The 14,266-nt window shown below is 67.8% G+C and carries 10 protein-coding genes and 1 tRNA gene; 3 read left to right on the top strand and 8 right to left on the bottom strand.

Translation table 11 applies throughout. From position 1 onward, the window contains the following. Positions 1–31 precede the first annotated feature (31 nt). Together Q0812_RS00635 and odhB are read left to right on the top strand one after the other, a co-directional pair. Positions 32–2,986 carry a 2-oxoglutarate dehydrogenase E1 component gene (locus Q0812_RS00635; protein WP_302108357.1) on the top strand — a complete coding sequence of 985 codons (2,955 nt, stop codon included), beginning with the start codon at positions 32–34 and terminating at the stop codon, positions 2,984–2,986. A gap of 50 nt (positions 2,987–3,036) precedes the next feature. Further along, positions 3,037–4,248 (top strand): 2-oxoglutarate dehydrogenase complex dihydrolipoyllysine-residue succinyltransferase, encoded by a 1,212-nt coding sequence (odhB, locus tag Q0812_RS00640; protein ID WP_302108358.1) that lies wholly within the window; start codon positions 3,037–3,039, stop codon positions 4,246–4,248. A gap of 67 nt (positions 4,249–4,315) precedes the next feature. Here odhB and Q0812_RS00645 read toward each other — a convergent pair whose 3' ends face one another. The 7 genes from Q0812_RS00645 to Q0812_RS00675 form a co-directional block, all read right to left on the bottom strand. Further along, complete coding sequence (locus Q0812_RS00645; RefSeq protein WP_302108359.1) at positions 4,316–4,777, bottom strand: 2OG-Fe(II) oxygenase family protein; 462 nt, start codon at positions 4,775–4,777, stop codon at positions 4,316–4,318. 88 nt (positions 4,778–4,865) lie between these two features. Next, the gene (locus tag Q0812_RS00650) at positions 4,866–5,585 is read right to left on the bottom strand and encodes a 2OG-Fe(II) oxygenase (RefSeq protein ID WP_302108360.1); all 720 of its coding nucleotides are present in this window, start codon (positions 5,583–5,585) and stop codon (positions 4,866–4,868) included. A 274-nt stretch (positions 5,586–5,859) separates the two neighbouring features. Beyond that, positions 5,860–8,076, bottom strand: a complete 2,217-nt coding sequence (locus tag Q0812_RS00655) for a KAP family P-loop NTPase fold protein (protein ID WP_302108361.1) — start codon at positions 8,074–8,076, stop codon at positions 5,860–5,862. A 149-nt stretch (positions 8,077–8,225) separates the two neighbouring features. Continuing rightward, a complete protein-coding gene (gene polA, locus Q0812_RS00660) occupies positions 8,226–11,138 on the bottom strand; it encodes a DNA polymerase I (protein ID WP_425281548.1) in 2,913 nt (970 codons plus the stop codon). Positions 11,139–11,175: 37 nt separating this feature from the next. Next, positions 11,176–11,616, bottom strand: a complete 441-nt coding sequence (locus Q0812_RS00665) for a VOC family protein (RefSeq protein ID WP_302108363.1) — start codon at positions 11,614–11,616, stop codon at positions 11,176–11,178. Next, on the bottom strand, positions 11,616–12,731 hold the full coding sequence (locus tag Q0812_RS00670; RefSeq protein ID WP_302108364.1) for a serine hydrolase domain-containing protein: 1,116 nt from the start codon (positions 12,729–12,731) through the stop codon (positions 11,616–11,618). The genes Q0812_RS00665 and Q0812_RS00670 overlap by 1 nt, the downstream gene beginning before the upstream one ends. 1 nt (position 12,732) lies before the next feature. Then, entirely contained in the window at positions 12,733–12,969 is a 237-nt protein-coding gene (locus Q0812_RS00675) for a zinc-finger domain-containing protein (RefSeq protein WP_302108365.1), read from the bottom strand. Between the two features lie 107 nt (positions 12,970–13,076). Between Q0812_RS00675 and Q0812_RS00680 the strand changes: the two genes are divergently transcribed. Then, positions 13,077–14,045, top strand: coding sequence for an ABC transporter ATP-binding protein (locus Q0812_RS00680; protein ID WP_302108366.1), 969 nt, complete (start codon positions 13,077–13,079; stop codon positions 14,043–14,045). Between the two features lie 90 nt (positions 14,046–14,135). Here the strand turns inward: Q0812_RS00680 and Q0812_RS00685 are convergent. Next, positions 14,136–14,225: transfer RNA gene (locus tag Q0812_RS00685), tRNA-Ser, on the bottom strand. Positions 14,226–14,266 lie beyond the last annotated feature (41 nt).

Consider the following 14,266-nt stretch of genomic DNA (forward strand, 5'->3'; position numbering starts at 1 on the left):
CGCCGCGGGCCCTTGGGACTGACGAGCTAAGATGGCGGACGACTCCGGCCGGCTGAACCAGGTCTTCACCGAGACCTCCTTCCTTTACGGCGCCAACGCCGGATTCATCGAAGAGCTGCACGCCCGCTGGGCGTCTGATCCCGGCTCGGTCTCGGCCGAGTGGCGCGCCTTCTTCGACCAGCTGAAGGACGACGCGGGGACCGTCCGCGCCAACGCGCGCGCCGGCGGCTGGGGCCGCCCCGACGTGACGCCGCGCTCGGAGGAAATCTCGTGCATGGACGGGGTCTGGCCCGCCGTCGAGGCCAAGACCAAGCAGGCCCTGCGCGAGGCCCGCCCCGCCGCCAGCGAAGACGACATCCGCTCGGCCGCCCGGGCCTCGGTGCGCGCGCTGATGCTGATCCGCGCCTATCGCATCCGGGGTCATCTGCACGCCAAGCTGGACCCGCTGGGCATCGAGCAGCCCATCGACAATCCGGAGCTGACGCCCGAGTTCTGGGGCTTCACGGCCGACGAGCTGGATACGCCCATCTTCCTGGACAACGTGCTGGGGCTGGAGACGGCGACCCTGCGCGAGGTCATCGCCATTCTGGAGCGCACCTACTGCGGCTCGGTGGGCGTGCAGTACATGCACATCGCCGAACCGGCGGAGAAGGCCTGGATCCAGGACCGCATCGAGGGCCGCGACAAGGAGATCGCCTTCACCAACGAAGGCAAGGTCGCGATCCTGAAGAAGCTGATCGAGGCCGAGACCTTCGAGCGCTTCCTGCACAAGCGCTTTCCCGGCACCAAGCGCTTCGGCCTGGACGGTGGCGAGGCCATGGTCCCGGCCCTGGAGCAGGTGATCAAGCGCGGCGGCGCCATGGGCGTCGACCAGATCGTGCTGGGCATGGCGCACCGGGGACGGCTGAACGTGCTGGCCGCCGTCATGGGCAAGCCCTACGCCGCCATCTTCCACGAGTTCCAGGGCGGATCGTCGCTGCCGAGCGACATCGAGGGCTCGGGCGACGTGAAGTACCACATGGGAGCCAGCTCGGACCGCGAGTTCGACGGCAACAAGGTTCACCTGTCGCTGACGGCCAACCCCAGCCACCTGGAGATCGTCAATCCGGTGGTGCTGGGCAAGGCGCGCGCCAAGCAGGCCTTTGACCTCAAGGCGGACAAGCCCGGTGCGCTGGAGCGCTCGGCCGTCATGCCGCTGCTGATCCACGGCGACGCGGCCTTCGCCGGACAGGGCGTGGTGGCCGAGTGCTTCGCCCTGATGGGGCTGAAGGGGTATCGCACCGGCGGCACCCTGCACTTCGTCATCAACAACCAGATCGGCTTTACGACCAGTCCGCGCAACAGCCGCTCGTCGCCCTATCCGTCGGACGTGGCCCTGATGGTGCAGGCGCCCATCTTCCATGTGAACGGCGACGATCCCGAGGCCGTGGTGTTCGCCACCAAGGTGGCCGTCGAGTTCCGCCAGACCTTCGCCAAGGACGCGGTGGTGGACATGTTCTGCTACCGCCGCTTCGGCCACAACGAGGGCGACGATCCGACCTTCACCCAGCCCCTGATGTACAGCCGCATCAAGGACCAGGCCTCCACGCGCGAGATCTACGCCAAGCGGCTCGAGGAGGAGGGGGTCATCGCCGCCGGAGAGGCCGACAGGCTGGTGGCCGAGTTCGAGGCCTTCCTCGATCAGCAGTTCGACGCCGGCAAGAGCTACGCGGCCAACAAGGCCGACTGGCTGGACGGCAAGTGGCAGGGCCTGGGCCTGCCCGAGGGCGACGAGCGCCGCGGCGAAACCGCCGTGCCGATGGCCAAGCTGAAGGCGCTGGGCGAAAAGATCACCACCATTCCCGGCGAGGTGAACTGCCACAAGACGCTGCGCCGGGTCATCGACGGCCGCCGCACGGCCATCGACACCGGCCAGGACCTGGACTGGGCCACGGCCGAGCACCTGGCCTTCGCCAGCCTGCTGGACGAGGGCTTCCCGGTGCGCCTGTCCGGCCAGGACAGCGTGCGCGGCACCTTCAGCCAGCGCCACTCGGCCATCGTCGATCAGGTGACCGAAGAGCGCTACGTGCCACTGAACCACCTCCGCGACGGCCAGGCGCCGTTCGAGGTGATCGATTCGGCCCTGTCCGAAGAGGCGGTGCTGGGCTTCGAGTACGGCTACTCCCTGGCCGATCCGAACACCCTGGTCCTGTGGGAAGCCCAGTTCGGCGACTTCGTGAACGGCGCCCAGGTGGTCATCGACCAGTTCATCTCGTCGGGCGAGCGCAAGTGGCTGCGCATGAGCGGTCTGACGCTCTTGCTGCCGCACGGCTATGAGGGCCAGGGGCCTGAGCACTCCTCGGCTCGCCTCGAGCGCTTCCTTCAGCAGTGCGCCGAGGACAACATGCAGGTGGCCAACTGCACGACGCCGGCCAACTACTTCCACATCCTGCGCCGCCAGATGCACCGGCCCTTCCGCAAGCCGCTGATCCTGATGACGCCGAAGAGCCTGCTGCGGCACAAGAAGGCGGTCTCGACCCTGGCGGACATGGCGGAGGGTTCGTCCTTCCACCGCGTGCTGCACGACGACGCCCAGAACCGGCCCGACGTGGTCAAGGTCAAGCTGAAGGCGGACAAGGACATCCGCCGCGTCATCCTGTGCTCGGGCAAGGTCTATTACGACCTGCTGGACGCGCGCGACGAGAAGGGCGTGGATGACGTCTACATCCTGCGCCTGGAGCAGTTCTATCCGTGGCCGATGAAGTCGCTGATGACCGAGCTGGCCCGCTTCCCCGGCGCCGAGCTGGTCTGGTGCCAGGAGGAGCCCAAGAACATGGGCGGCTGGACCTTCGTCGATCCGTGGCTGGAGCTGACGTTGGAGAAGCTGGACATAAAGGCCAAGCGCGCCCGCTATGTGGGCCGCCCGGCCAGCGCCTCGACCGCCGCGGGCCTGATGAGCCGCCACCTGAAGGAGCTGAAGGCCTTCACCGACGAGGCGTTCGCCTGATCCGCCGAAGCTGATAAACCGAACACGACCGAAGAAAACGAGCGAGACCGATGGCCGACATCATGACCCCCGCCCTGGGCGAATCCGTCACCGAAGCGGGCGTGGCGCGCTGGACCAAGAAGGTGGGCGAGCAGGTCAAGAAGGACGAGGTGCTGGTCGAGCTGGAGACCGACAAGGTCGGGCTGGAAGTCGTGGCGCCCGCCGACGGCGTGCTGTCTGAAATCCTGGCCGAGGAGGGCGCCTCGGTGACGCCGGGGACCGTGCTGGGCCGGGTGACCGAAGGCGCGGCCGCGGCGCCCGCCAAGCCTGAAGCCAAGGCCGAAGCCAAGCCGGCGCCGAAGGCCGAGGCCGCCAAGGCGGACGCCAAGACGGAAGAGCGTCTGGCCCCTTCGGTTCAGCGCATCGTCGCCGAGGAGAAGCTGGACCCCGCCTCCATCAAGGGCACCGGCAAGGACGGCCGCATAACCAAGGGCGACGCGCTTGAGGCCGCCGCCTCGCCGAAGGCGGCCCCCGCTGCGGCGGCCCCGGCCGCCTCCGCGCCCCCCGCGCCGCGTGAGACCGGACCGCGCGAAGAGCGGGTGCGCATGACGCGCCTGCGCCAGACCATCGCCCGGCGCCTGAAGGAGAGCCAGAACACCGCCGCCCAGCTGACCACCTTCAACGAGGTGGACATGACCGAGGTCATGGCCCTGCGCGGCCGCTACAAGGACGTGTTCGAAAAGACCCACGGGGTCAAACTCGGCTTCATGTCCTTCTTCGTGAAGGCGACCGTGGCGGCGCTGAAGGCCATCCCGGCGGTCAACGCCGAGATCGACGGCACGGACATCATCTACAAGAACCACTACGACATCGGCGTGGCCGTCGGCACCGACAAGGGCCTGGTGGTGCCGGTGCTGCGCGACGCCGACCAGCTGTCTCTGGCCGAGATCGAGAAGGGCATCGCCGAGCTGGGCAAGGCCGCCCGCGACGGCGAGCTCAGCCTGGACCAGCTGCAGGGCGGCACCTTCACCATCACCAACGGCGGCGTCTATGGCAGCCTGATGTCGACGCCGATCCTGAACATGCCCCAGTCCGGCATCCTGGGGATGCACAACATCGTGCAGCGGCCGGTGGCCGTGAACGGCCAGGTCGAGATCCGGCCGATGATGTACCTGGCGCTCAGCTACGATCACCGCATCGTCGACGGGAAAGAGGCCGTGACCTTCCTGGTGCGGATCAAGAACGCGCTCGAGGATCCGGCTCGGTTCCTGCTGGACCTGTAGGCCGAAATCGGTTGAGCGGGCCGCACGCCCGCGAAGCTCAGATTTCGGACCAGCGGACCACTTGGCCTTAGGCGAAGCCGCCGATCAGGCACATCCGCGCGGCCCGCGCCGTGGGGGCGACGAGGCTCAGCACCGGGGCCTGCTCATTGTCGAACAGGGTCAGGGCCCCGGCCTCGGGCCGCCAGCCGCGCACGCGCGCCGCGTCGTCCTGGAACAGCAGAAGCCCGCCGTCCTGCGAGCGCCAGCCGAAGGACAGGTCCAGCACGAACCCATAAGCTCCCGGCAGGGGCGGCAGGCCGCCCTCTCCGGCGGGATGGGACAGGCGGCGCACCTCCACCGGCTCGCCCAGGTTCAGGTCCGCCAGGGCCGCCAGCACCTCGTCCGGCACCCGGTCCGAGGCCGCGGCCAGGGCCGCCGTGGCCCGGTCGATGAACCCGGTCAGCCGCGCATGGCCGTGGTCGTCAAGCGCGGTGCGCCAGCCCGGCCGGCTGCGGCCTGCGGCGCCAGCGTCCTGCGTGGTCATATCCATCTCGCCCCCCAGCATTACAGAACCGTAACATGCGAGGGGCGGAGCGCAAGTTCGGCGCCCCAACCGGGCGAGCTTCAGGCCGGGGGCCTCAGTCCTGGGGCGGGCGAGCCCTGATCCAGCCGGTGATGGCCAGGCGCGGGCCGCCGGCGAAGGGCGCCACCAGCGAGACCGCATGGCGCTGGGGCACGCGGAAGATGTTCAGCGAGTTGAACACCGGCACATAGCCCTCCTCCACGTGGTCCTCCTCGTCGAGGAACAGCAGCACCCCGCCCCAGTCGGCCCGCCAGCGCGGCGTCAGGTTCAGGACGTAGGCGTAGAGGCGATCCAGGTGATCGGCCCGGTCGTCGTGCGCGGTCAGGAAGTGGCCGGGCAGGTACCGCGTCGCCATGGCGTCGGCATAGACGGGGCGCTCATCGCCGGTCAGGGCCCGGATGAAGGCCAGGAACTCGGGCCCGCGCAGAAAGGCGGCGGCAGCCTCCAGCAGGGGGTCCACCGGCGGCGCGCCCTCGGGCGGCTCGCTCAGGCGGATGGTGTCGAACATGTAGCGGAACTCGTCGCGGGCGGCAGCGTAGGTCGCGGCCTCGACGGCGGCGCGCTCCTCGTCGGTGGCCTCATCGAAGTCGGCGAAGTCCACGTCGCGCCCCTCGTCCACGTGGACGGCGCGGCTCCAGCCCTGGGCGGTCAGCAGGCCCTGGCCCAGGCGCTGGGCCGACGGGGCGTCGAGGATGCCGGGAATGTGCATGCGGCCAAAGCGGCGGAACACCGGCGCCAGCTCGTGCGGATTCAGCCCCGGATCGACCTTGAACACGACTGACGACAGGCCCCGCGAACGGCGCGCCCTCCTGCGGCCGGTCTTGAGGGCGATGAATGCGGTCGGGGCCGGGGCCGCTCCAGTTAAACTTCGGAAAAGCCGCGCCCCAGTTTGGCCGTAATGCAAGGCCGGGCGAGGGGGGTGCTTTCGTTCAGTCGGCTGATGTAACGCTGCCGAACATTGGAAGGATCGGTGATTGTCGGTGGCTCCCCGACCCATGAAAAAAGCCGAGCGATGCGTCTGTCCCCGGCTAGTGCGCGACCTACGCCAGTCACTCCTCTGCCCCGTTTGCAGCTGACGGTGGCGCTCGGCGGATAGCAGAAAACTGGTTGGCGAGCCGCCGATCAGTGTCTTGGGTGCCGCTCCAATCTCGACCCCACGTCGCGGAGTCTAGTTCGTCCCCATAAATGTCTCGGAGCTTGGCGTAGATAAGATCGGGGTCGATCAGCGTGATCAGCCCGTCATAGGAGTTCCGCGAAAAGTCGCTGTAGCCGATCTCGCCGGAGGCACCCTGCGAACGCCCGGTGAAGGCCTTAAGGAGCCGAAGCGCATTGCCGGTGTCGGCCTCCAGAACCTCCCGTAGATAACGTTTCAAGTCGTCGATCGTCTCGGCGCTGGCCGAAGTTTCGATGCAGTACGCCACGCGCGCCAGCCGGTCTTCGGTTGCATCGAAAGGGTTGCTATCAGCCGCCATTTCCTTGAGCCGCCGAAACAGAATGGCTGCAAGGGGATGAACCCGCTCCGGTTCTAGAAAACCCCGCTGCTCTCCGTCGTCAGATGTTCTCATTCGCGACGTGCGGATGAGCTCTTGAAGGAAGAACAGCGAGTCCGTCCGCTCAGCGACCTCGGCTAACAGCGCGTCTTGTTGAGCGGGTGCGAGCCTCTCTACGAGACGCGAGATCAAAACGGCGACCTGTATCAGTGAGTAATCACCTAGAAAGATATCGGCAGTCTTGGGAACACGGGAGACTTCCGAGGCCAAGGCAAGCGAGAGAGGCCTCGCAGCGTTCGTATCCATCGTCTCTTCGCGATGACGCAGCTTGCGGACGAGAAGGTCGGACGCTTGGCGCTCGAATGCTGAGTCGATGATTGCCGCAACAGCCTCATCGTTGCCTTCAATAGCGTTCAGGATCAGCTGCTCTATCGAATGATCCGATATGTCGCCGGTGGGGACAGCGTATACGAAATACCGGTCGAAATAGTCGCGAGCGCAAACGCGCTTCTCCGAAGCCCATACTTGATCCCATGTGTCGCCATAGCCGATTGATCGACGACGAGGGAATCGCCCTTCAATGAGCCTGCGGACTGCATCTTTCTCCCTGCTAGGAACATCGAGGGCGTCAATGGCGACATCGAGCGGCGAGAGTACCTCGGGTTGGTTCTGTAGTTGCCGCTCTGCCCGTCTCGATAGGACGTCGTCGGGATGATGCCTTACGGCTTTGTAGACGGAGGGATAGAACGTCCGAAGCGCTTCGATGAGGATGAGATCGACGGTGTGAACCTCATTCTTGAGAATAGGGACGGCGAAGGTGATCGCATTGTCGAACAGCTTCACCTGGCGAGGCGTCTTGAGTGCGGCACCTATCCCCTCGACTAGGCCGTTTCCCAACTCGATATTCTGGCCCGCGGCCAGCTCCAGACCGTTCTCGCTGATCACACGATCGCAGGCGGCGAAAACATGTTGGCGAAGCTTCTCCGGGCTTGCTGGTGGAAGATGAAGCGGCACTTGGACGATTTTTTCCAGAAAGCGGCGACCAGCGACGGCCCCCCCTGTGCCGTAGGCTTCACCTAACGCTTCCGCTACCACCTCTTCGTCGAACGCAAGCACGTACGTGGTGTGATCGAACCCGCCGGAAAGGCGGACGAGCTTGAAGAGTGTCTGGATATCGGCGCGATCAAGACGGTCTATGTCGTCGATGAATACAACGATCTTCTTCTTGTGCCGCCGTAGGATTTCGCTGACCCTGTCGCGGGTGTCGGTCAGGGTTTCACTACCCAGAAGTTCGCCGACCGCCGCTACCGCCTCTCCGGCATGCGGCACCGAACGCCCCAGCGTCGACATGAGCTGACCAATATTATCGCGCGACAGCAGCCTGCTTTTCTCAAGCGTTTCAGAGAGCGACTTGAAGAAGCTGCGAGTGATGGCTTCGGTGCTCGATCCGTAGAACCACGGATTGTATTCCATGGAAATGACGTCGGGGTATGCCGCCAGTGCCTCCCGCGTCATGGAGAGCACCGAGGTCTTGCCGTCACCCCATGGCCCGTAAAGTCCGACGACTAAGCTCGAAGGATCCTGTCGGCCTGCGATCACCTTTGCGATCTGGACAGCGAATGGCGCACGATCAAACCTGTCGTCCGCAATCCGGTTGATCGGCCGATCGGCCTGGACCGTCACGCCCCTAGCTGTCTCGCTGAGGGAGCTCGCCAGCAATGACGCAGCAGGCGTAGCATCTCCTCGGGCGAAAAGGCGGCGACCGAAGATCATCATCAGATTTCTAGCCACTAGCGGAGTGAGGGCTTTCCGGCTCACCATCAGCAGAGCTTGTCACTCCGTGAAGAGTACGCCAAGCCTTCGTCGAGGGTCCGCAGTAAGCGATGGTCTAGGTGTCTGCTTATGGCCGCGAACCGAGCAGACCCCTAATGCGCCTCGTCCCAGTTGGCGGCGGCGCGGGCGTCGACCACCAGGGGCACGGATAGGGCGACGGCCGGCTCGGCCGCCGTCTCCATGACGCGGCGGATCAGGGGGATGGCCGCCTCGGCCTCAGCCTCGGGCGCCTCGAAGACCAGTTCGTCGTGCACCTGGAGCAGCATGCGCGTGTGCAGGCCCGCCTCTCTCAGCGCGCCGGGCATGCGCATCATGGCCCGGCGGATGATGTCGGCCGCCGCGCCCTGGATCGGGGCGTTGATGGCGGCGCGCTCTCCGAAGGCGCGCTCGGCGTTCGACTTGGAGCGGATGGCCGGGATGTGGATGCGCCGCCCGAACAGGGTCGAGACATAGGCCTGTTCGCGCACCAGCACCTTGGTCGCGTCCATATAGTCGCGGATGCCGGGGAAGCGCTCGAAATAGGTCTTGATGTAGGCCGCCGCCTCGCCCTGATCGATGCCCAGCTGGTTGGCCAGGCCAAAGGCGCTGATGCCGTAGACGATGCCGAAGTTGATGGCCTTGGCCCGGCGGCGCGTCTCGGCCGGCATGCCCTCGACCGGCACGCCGAACATCTCGCTGGCGGTGGCGGCGTGGATGTCGAGCCCGGCCTTAAAGGCGCGCTTCAGCTCCTGAATGTCGCCGATGTGGGCGAGGAGCCGCAGCTCGATCTGGGAATAGTCCGCCGAGATCAGCACATGGCCCGGCGCGGCGACGAAGGCCTGGCGGATCTGGCGGCCCAGCTCGTTCCTGATGGGGATATTCTGCAGGTTCGGATCGGACGAGGCCAGGCGGCCGGTCGAGGCCGCGGCCAGCTGATAGCTGGTGTGGACGCGGTTCGTCCCCGGGTCCATCGCCTGGATCAGGGCGTCGGTATAGGTGCCCTTCAGCTTTGACAGCTGGCGCCAGTCGAGCAGGGTGCGCGGCAGCTCGTGGGCGGCGGCCAGCTCCTCCAGCACGGAGGCGTCGGTGCCCCAGGCGCCGGTGGCGGTCTTCTTGCCGCCGGGCAGGCTGAGCTCGCCGAACAGGATGTCGCCGATCTGCTTGGGACTGCCCAGGTTGAAGGGGCGGCCGGCGAGAAGGTGGGCCTTCTCCTCCAGCTCGGCCATGCGCTTGCCGAACTCGTTGGACAGGCGGCGCAGGCGCTCCGGATCGATGCGGATGCCGGCGATCTCCATGTCGGCCAGCACCGGCGGCATGCCGCGCTCAAGCGTCTCATAGACGGTGGTCAGGCCCTCGGCGGCCAGGCGGGGCTTGAGCAGCCGCCACAGGCGTAAGGTCACGTCGGCGTCCTCGGCGGCGTAGCAGGTGGCGGGCTTGAGCTCGACGTGGCGGAAGCTCTTCTGCGCCTTGCCCGAGCCCGTGACGGACTTGAAGCTGATGGGCTCGTGCCCCAGCCAGCGCCGGGCCAGGTCGTCCATGCCGTGGCCGTGCAGGCCGCCCTCCAGCACGTAGGAGATCAGCATGGTGTCCTCGATGGGGGACACCCGCACGCCGTGGCGCGCCATGACGGCGATGTCGTACTTGATGTTCTGGCCGACCTTGAGCACCGCCGGGTCCTCAAGCAGGTCCTTGAGGCGCGCCAGGGCGAAGCCGGCGTCGATCTGGTCGGGGCGCCCTTGCGCGTCGCCGGCGAAGTCGAGCCCGCCGTCCGCGGCCTGGGGGTGCTCGTGGCTCAGCGGCACATAGCAGGCGCGGTTGGGCCCGACCGCCAGGGACAGGCCGCACAGCTCGGCATGGCTGGAAGACAGGGAGTCCGTCTCGGTGTCGAAGCCGATGACGCCGGCCTGACGGGCCTCGGCGATCCAGCGGTCCAGCGCGTCAATGGTCTGGATGCACTCATAGGCCTCGGTGTCGAAGGCCTGGCTTTCCGCCGCCTTTTCCTGGGGAGCGAAGCGGGGCGTCGAGACAGGCGCGGTGATGGGCTTGGGCGCCAGGGCCGGGCCGTCCCGCTGGGGCGCCTTGCCGTCGCCCACGCGGCGGGCCAGCGAGCGGAACTCCATCAGCTCCAGGAAGGCCGAGAGGCGCTCGGGGTCCGGGTCGCGGACCTCGAAGTCGTCGATGGGCCAGGGCGCGGGCGCATCGCAGGTCAGGCGCACCAGCTCTCGGCTGAGCCTGATCTGGTCGGCGTACTCGATCAGGGTCTCACGGCGCTTGGGCTGTTTGATCTCGCCGGCGCGGGCCAAAAGGGTGTCGAGGTCGCCGTATTCCAGGATCAGCTGGCTGGCGGTCTTCATGCCGATGCCGGGGGCGCCGGGGACGTTGTCAGTGGAGTCGCCGATCAGAGCCTGGACATCGACCACCTTGTCCGGGCCGACGCCGAACTTGGCCAGGACCGCCTCGTGCTCGAGCACGGCGTCCTTCATGGGATCGTACATGACGACGCCCGAGCCGATCAGCTGCATCAGGTCCTTGTCGGAGCTGACGATGACGGCCTTGCCGCCCGCGTCGCGCGCCTTGCAGGCGTAGGTGGCGATCAGGTCGTCCGCCTCATAGCCCGGCAGCTCGACGCAGTGGACGCCGAAGGCGGCGGTGGCCTCGCGCACCAGGCTGAACTGGGGGACCAGGTCCTCGGGCGGCGGCGGGCGGTGGGCCTTGTAGTCGCTGTAGAGCTCGTTGCGGAACGTCTTTTCCGAATGGTCGAAGATGGCCGCCAGGTGGGTGGGGCCGTCCTGCCCCTTCATGTCGCGCAGCAGCTTCCACAGCATGTTGCAGTAGCCCTGGACGGCGCCGACCGGCAGGCCGTCGGACTTGCGCGTCAGGGGCGGCAGGGCGTGGTAGGCGCGGAAGATGTAGGCGCTGGCGTCGATCATCCACAGCCGGACGGCGGGCCCGTCCTGGGTCAGGGGGCGGTCGGTCTCGGGCGCGGGCGCGGCGGCGGAATCGTCGGAGCTCATGGCCGCGAACATAAGGGGACCGAAGGGCGGCGTCACCCGTGGCGGGTGGTCACCACTCGCCGGTGTTCGGCATGGAGGTCCAGGGCTCGGCCGGGGGCAGGGGCTCGCCCTTCTGCAGCAGCTCGATGGAGATGCCGTCGGGCGAGCGGACGAAGGCCATGCGCCCGTCGCGGGGCGGCCGATTGATGGTGACGCCCGCGGTCTGGAGCCGCTCGCAGGCGCCGTAGATGTCGTCCACCTCATAGGCCAGGTGGCCGAAGTTGCGGCCGCCTGAATAGGTCTCCGGATCCCAGTTCCAGGTCAGCTCGACCATCGGCGCGGCCTCGGCCTCGGCGCGGGCGGCGTCGCCGGGCGCGGCCAGGAAGACCAGGGTGAAGCGGCCCTGCTCGTAGTCCCGGCGGCGGATCACCTGAAGGCCCAGGGCGTCGCGCCAGAAGGCGAGGCCCGCCTCCAGGTCGGCGACCCGGACCATGGTGTGCAGATAGCGCATCAGCTTGCCCTCACCGCGGCCGCCGCGCCCCGCAGCGCTTCGCCGACGGGGCCGCGCACGCGCGCCAGATCGCCGCTGTTGCAGGCGGCGGCCGAGACGGCGCCTGTCCTGCCGACCAGCACCTCGGCGTACCAGACGGTGTTGGACCCGTTGTGCCAAAGGCCCTCAGGCCGGACGACCCAGCCCAGGGCATACTCGCCGCCGAAGGGGGGCGTGTGCAGCACGTCCCAGGTCTCGGGCTTGAGATAGGCCGAGCGGTCGCGGTGCGCGCCCAGATAGGCGGTCAGATCATGCAGGTTCATGTGGACCCGGCCCGCCGGCCCCAGGGGTTCCGGGTTGTCGGCGAAGGGGCGGCTAGGATCCACGGGCGACAGACCGGCCAACCCGGCCCTGTGACCCCAGGGCTGATCACCGGTCGGCGCGCCGAACCCGGCGGAGGTGAGACCCAGCGGCGCGAACAGGTGCTCGCGCATCAGCTGCTCCCAGCTCTGGCCCGTGCGGCGCTCGATCATGGCGCCTGCGGTGACGTAACCCTGGTTGGAATAGAGGAAGGTCTCACGCATCGGCCCAACGGGCGGCAGGGCCAGCCCCTCGGCGACGTAGCGGGCGCGGTCGGCGACGACGTCGCCCGAGGGCGTGGCGTAGGCCGGCAGGCGCGCGATGGGCAGGTTGGCCGGCAGCCCGGACCTGTGGCTGAGCAGATGCAGGAAGGTGGCCTCGGCATAGGGGCCGCTGGCCGCCTCGCCGCCCAGGATGCCGCCGACCGTGTCGCTCCAGGCGATCACGCCCTGATCCACCAGCCGGGCGATCAGGGTGGCGGTCATGGACTTGGTGATGGAGCCGATGTGCCAGAGGTCGCCGGGTTGGGCGTAGTCTTCGGTCCCGGCGCGGCGCACCCCGACCAGCCACTGCACCGAGCCCGTGCCGCCGCCTTGAGCTTCCGCCGCCAGGGCGGGGGCGCCTGAGCGCGCTAGCAGTCCGAGCAGGTGCTCATCATTGAGCGGATCGGCGGGGCCCGTGTCGGCCGGGGGCCGCGCCTGGGCGAAGGCGCGCCAGGGAAGAAGGCCGCCTAGAAAGGCGAGGGCGCCGCCCAGGAATACTTGGCGGCGGTCCATGTCAGTGCGCCTCGGGCGCCCGCGCGGCGGGATCGTGATACTCGTCTTCCCGCCCCGGGCCAGACGCCAGCTCGAAGCGCCGGTCGCAATAGCCGCACTCGGCCCAATCGTTGTCGCCCATCTCCAGATAGACCAGCGGATGGCCGAGGACCCCGCCGCCGTCGCAGGCGACCCGCTTGCGGTCGACCAGGATCACCTCAGGCTGGGGATTGGCGTCGTCAGGATGGCGCGGCGGCATGGCGTTGCGGGCTCGGGCTTGGCGAACAGAGGGCGGAGGCATACCTAGGCGGGCGGCGGGGGTGCGTCAAACGCCCCGTTCGCCCCATCGCTGCAGCCGGATCGCGCATGACCCTTCCCGACGACGCCATCTCCATCAAAGGCCTGGTGAAGACCTATCCGGCAGGCAGGAAGAGCCCCGCCAAGCAGGCCTTGAAGGGCGTCGACCTGACCATTCCGCGCGGCGCCATGTTCGGCCTGCTGGGGCCCAACGGCGCGGGCAAGTCGACCCTGATCAACATCCTGGCCGGGGTGACGGTGAAGACCGAAGGCGAGGTGACGATCTGGGGCCGCGACATCGACCGCGAGCCCCGGAACGCCCGCGCCGCGCTGGGCGTGGTCGCCCAGGAGATCACCGCCGATGTCTTCTTCACCCCGCGGGAGTCGCTGGAGGTGCAGGCGGGCTTCTATGGCGTGCCAAAGGCCGAGCGCCGCACCGACGAACTGCTGGAGGCGCTGGGTCTGGCCGACAAGGCCGAGGCCTATGTGCGCCAGCTGTCCGGCGGCATGAAGCGCCGGCTGATGATCGCCAAGGCCTTGGTGCACAACCCGCCGGTCCTGATCCTGGACGAGCCGACGGCGGGCGTGGACGTGGAGCTGCGCCGCCAGCTGTGGGCCTATGTGCGCCGCATCAACGCCGAGGGCGTCACCGTGCTTCTGACCACCCACTATCTGGAGGAGGCCCAAGAGCTGTGCGACCGCATCGCCATCGTCAATCACGGCGAGATCGTCGCCAACGCCACCACGCCTGAGCTGCTGCGCCGGCTGGATACGCGCAACGTGGTGGTGACGCCCGAAGAGCCGCTGGAGACCGCGCCGGAGATCAGCGGCTTCGAGGCGCGGTCCCGGCCGGGCGGCGCCTTTTCAATCACCTACAAGACCGGCCAGTCCAGCGTGGAGCAGGTGCTTATGGCCGTGCGAGCGGCCGGGGTGCGCATCCGCGACATCGCCACTGAAGACCCCGACCTTGAGGACGTCTTCCTGGCCCTGACCTATGCCGACAAGAGCAAGATGGATCCCACGCGCGACCGCGCCTGATCCCTCCAGCTTCGGCGGCCTGGCTCGAGGCGTATCGCGCCCACCTGTGGGATCAGCAGGCCCGGCTGAAGCGGGCTTAAGTCGCGGCGATGGCGGAGAGGGCGGGATTCGAACCCGCGATACCCTTGCGAGTATGCCGCATTTCGAGTGCGGTGCTTTCAACCACTCAGCCACCTCTCCTGAAGGCGCGCGCCGGAGCACCTCCGGCTGGCGAGTGAGCG

The sequence above is a fragment of the Peiella sedimenti genome (genome assembly GCF_030504955.1).
Taxonomy (GTDB): domain Bacteria; phylum Pseudomonadota; class Alphaproteobacteria; order Caulobacterales; family Caulobacteraceae; genus Brevundimonas; species Brevundimonas sedimenti.

Bases quoted from the DNA above. Each gene is read 5' to 3' on its own strand.
- polA (WP_425281548.1), bottom strand. From the start codon at position 11,138: ATGTTCGCGGCCATGAGCTCCGACGATTCCGCCGCCGCGCCCGCGCCC.
- Q0812_RS00655 (WP_302108361.1), bottom strand. From the start codon at position 8,076: ATGATGATCTTCGGTCGCCGCCTTTTCGCCCGAGGAGATGCTACGCCT.
- Q0812_RS00645 (WP_302108359.1), bottom strand. From the start codon at position 4,777: ATGGATATGACCACGCAGGACGCTGGCGCCGCAGGCCGCAGCCGGCCG.
- Q0812_RS00665 (WP_302108363.1), bottom strand. From the start codon at position 11,616: ATGCGCTATCTGCACACCATGGTCCGGGTCGCCGACCTGGAGGCGGGC.
- odhB (WP_302108358.1), top strand. From the start codon at position 3,037: ATGGCCGACATCATGACCCCCGCCCTGGGCGAATCCGTCACCGAAGCG.
- Q0812_RS00680 (WP_302108366.1), top strand. From the start codon at position 13,077: ATGACCCTTCCCGACGACGCCATCTCCATCAAAGGCCTGGTGAAGACC.
- Q0812_RS00675 (WP_302108365.1), bottom strand. From the start codon at position 12,969: ATGCCGCCGCGCCATCCTGACGACGCCAATCCCCAGCCTGAGGTGATC.
- Q0812_RS00670 (WP_302108364.1), bottom strand. From the start codon at position 12,731: ATGGACCGCCGCCAAGTATTCCTGGGCGGCGCCCTCGCCTTTCTAGGC.
- Q0812_RS00635 (WP_302108357.1), top strand. From the start codon at position 32: ATGGCGGACGACTCCGGCCGGCTGAACCAGGTCTTCACCGAGACCTCC.